General features: G+C 65.0%; 4 protein-coding genes. 3 read left to right on the forward strand and 1 reads right to left on the reverse strand.

The window, feature by feature from the left end; all coding sequences use genetic code 11:
* The first annotated feature begins 103 nt into the window (after positions 1-103).
* From G4L39_RS03340 to G4L39_RS15325, 3 genes are read left to right on the forward strand one after another with little or no spacing between them, the layout of a single operon-like run.
* The gene (locus G4L39_RS03340) at positions 104-886 is read left to right on the forward strand and encodes an MBL fold metallo-hydrolase (protein WP_205880750.1); all 783 of its coding nucleotides are present in this window, start codon (positions 104-106) and stop codon (positions 884-886) included.
* A 20-nt stretch (positions 887-906) separates the two neighbouring features.
* Positions 907-1,173 carry a DUF2835 family protein gene (locus G4L39_RS03345; protein WP_165105908.1) on the forward strand — a complete coding sequence of 89 codons (267 nt, stop codon included), beginning with the start codon at positions 907-909 and terminating at the stop codon, positions 1,171-1,173.
* A gap of 6 nt (positions 1,174-1,179) precedes the next feature.
* Positions 1,180-1,995 (forward strand): TrmH family RNA methyltransferase, encoded by an 816-nt coding sequence (locus G4L39_RS15325; protein ID WP_165105910.1) that lies wholly within the window; start codon positions 1,180-1,182, stop codon positions 1,993-1,995.
* Between the two features lie 65 nt (positions 1,996-2,060).
* Here G4L39_RS15325 and G4L39_RS03355 read toward each other — a convergent pair.
* Positions 2,061-2,925: ABC transporter permease (locus G4L39_RS03355; protein ID WP_240893765.1), on the reverse strand; the 865-nt coding region annotated here is incomplete at its 5' end.

A 2,925-nucleotide genomic window follows, 5' to 3' on the forward strand; every position in this document is an offset into this window, starting at 1 on the left:
GTTCGGGCGCGGGGACGGGGTGGGTGGGGTGGGCCCGGGGGCAGGGGCCGGGCGGGTTCATAAAACATTTGCGCCGGCCGGTGGGGGTTCCTACCGTCACGCCGTGGCTGTGCGACTGACGATTCTGGGCAGTGGTTCGGGCGGCAACTGCGCGTATTTGGAGACGGACGAGACCCGGCTGTTGATTGATGCGGGGTTCTCGCCGCGGCAGATTCGTTTGCGTCTGGCGCAGATCGGGCGGAGTCCGGAGACGCTGCATGGGATTCTGGTGACGCACGAGCACACGGATCACATTGCCGGTTTGGCGGGGTTGGCGGGCAAGCTGGGGTTGCCGGTGTATTGCAACCGGGCCACGGCGGAGGAGATCGTGCGGTACCACGACATGAGCTTTGATTTCCGGTTGTTCACGACGGGGGCGACCTTCGAGATCGGGGACGTGGTGGTGGAGAGTTTCAGTGTCCCGCATGATGCGCAGGATCCGGTGGGGTTTGTGTTGCGGACGGTGTCGGGCCGGGTGGCGTTTGCGACGGATCTGGGGCATTTCACCCGGTTGGTGGGGGATCGGGTGCGGAATGCGCGGGTCCTGGTTTTGGAAACCAACCATGACGTGCGGATGCTGCAGGAGTGTCCGCACCGGCCGTGGAGCCTGAAACAGCGGATCCTGAGCCGGCACGGTCATTTGTCGAATGAGGCGGCGGCGGAGGGTTTTGAGCAGGTGGTGGGGGATGCGATGCAACATGTGTTGCTGGCGCATTTGAGCCGGGACTGCAACCGGCCGGAGCTGGCGCTGGGCGCGATTCGGGAACGGGTGGAGCGCTTGGGGGCGCGTCATGTGCAGGTGATGGTGACGTCGCAGGATCAGCCCTCGCCGACGTTGAGTCTTTGAGGGCGGGAGGTGTCGGGGCCATGCCACGGTTCACGTTGGATCTGCGGCTGACGCCCGACGAGTTTTTGCCGTATTACCGTGGTGAGGTGCAGACGGTGCGGGCGCGGTCGGTGGAAGGTCTGGTGGTGGAGTTTCCGGCGCGGCTGTTGCAGCGGTTTTTGACGCCGGAGGGGATTTGCGGGCGGTTTGTGCTGACGTGTGACGATGCGTTTCGGCATGCGCGGCTGGAGCGGGTGGGCCCGCCCGGTGCGGGTGGGGCCGGTTCGGCGGGTTCGGATCGGGTTTGAGGGCTCATGTACGAGGTGGAACGGATTACGGATCTGGATCGGCCGGAGCTGCGTCCCTATCGGACGATGCGCTGGGATGCGACGCATCGTGCGTTGAATTTGTTTGTGGCGGAGGGGGAGAAGGTGGTGCGGCGGCTGTTGGAATCGGACCTGGAGATCGTGTCGATGCTGATGCCGCCGAAGTGGCTGGAGGTTTTGTCGGGGCAACTGGCGGCGCGGCCGGAACGGATCCGGGTGTTTGTGGCGGAGAAGTCGCTGTTGGAGACCCTGACGGGATTTACGATGTATCAGGGTTTGCTGGCGGTGGCCCGGATTCCGCCGCCGCGGCCGTTGGAGGAGCTGGTGGCGGGGTTGGCGCGGCCGCAGTTGTGGGTGGCGATGGAGGGTTTGTCGAATGCAGAGAACGTGGGGGTGCTGGTGCGGAACAGTGCAGCTTTTGGCGTGCAGGGTTTGGTGGTGGGGGAGACCTGCAGCAGTCCGTGGTTGCGGCGGGCGGTGCGGACGTCGATGGGCACGGTGTTTCGGATTCCGGTGGTGGAGGCGGTGCGGTTGACGCACACGTTGCGGGAGCTGCAGTCGTACGGCATCCGGTGTGTGGCGGCGCATCCGCGGCCGGAGGCCACGCCCCTGTCGAAGGCGGATTTGCGGGGCGACTGTTGTCTGGTGTTTGGCAGTGAAGGGAGCGGTTTGACGGAGGCGACCGTGTCCGTGTGCGACGAGATGGTGGCCATTCCGATGGCGCCCGGGGTGGACTCGTTGAATGTGGGGAGTGCCTCGGCGGTGTTTTTGTACGAGGTGAACCGGCAGCGGGGTCGGGTTTGACGCGGGGAGGTGGCGGCGGGTGGGGGTTGAGGAGGCGGCGTGCGGGGCTGTTGGGGGGCTCCGGTTCAGGAACTGGCGCTGGTGTAGCGGCGCAGGGAGAGGCGCCAACCCCATTCCGACAGTACCAGGCAGAGGGCGGCCAGCAGGACCAGCAGACACGGCCAGAAAGGAGAATCCAATTTCTCGGCCAGCACGCGTACCGGCACGTTGGTGACCAGCAACACGGGGAAGACGAAGGTGAACACCACGCGGAACAATCCGCGGAAGGCCTCATCCGGCATGCGCGCCAGCTGAAACAGGTTGTAGTAGCCCCAGACGATGCCCTGGGCCTTGACGGTCCAGAAGCTGATGGAGGCCAGCAGGAACATGAGCGAGTAATGGACCAGGATCCCGCAGAGACAGAGGGCCGAGAAAGCCAGCAGCCGGGCGGGTGTCAGTTGCAGGTCCAGTTGATGGGCGGCGTAGCCCATGACCACGAGGGCGGTGGCGGCGTTGACGAAGCTGCCCAGGTCCACCTGCCGGAGGGAGACCAGAAACCGCGAATTGGCCGGTAGTACCAGCAGGAAATCGAGTTTGCCGGTTCGAACCAGCTCGCTGAGGTTGGCGCAGTTGATGAGGAAAAAGGCCTGGAAGATCTCCTGGATGAAGTGGCTGGTGCCGACCAGCAACACGACCTGCCACCGGGTCCACGTGCCGATGGCGTCGGTGTGGAGGTAGAGGACGCCGATGAAACAGAGTTGCAGGGCGAACCACAGCAGCTCGACCACGATCCAGAGGAGGAAATTGGTTTTGAAGGTCATCTCGCGCGTGACCGAGTTGCGCCACAGGGCGGCGTAGATGCGGAGGTGCCGGCGCAGCCAACCGGGCGGGTTGGGTTGGGGGGTTGGGGTCGGGGCGACGGGTGGGGTGGGCGATTTCATGGTGTCAGCC

It is taken from the genome of Limisphaera ngatamarikiensis (genome assembly GCF_011044775.1).
In the GTDB taxonomy this organism is placed as follows: Bacteria; Verrucomicrobiota; Verrucomicrobiia; order Limisphaerales; family Limisphaeraceae; genus Limisphaera; species Limisphaera ngatamarikiensis.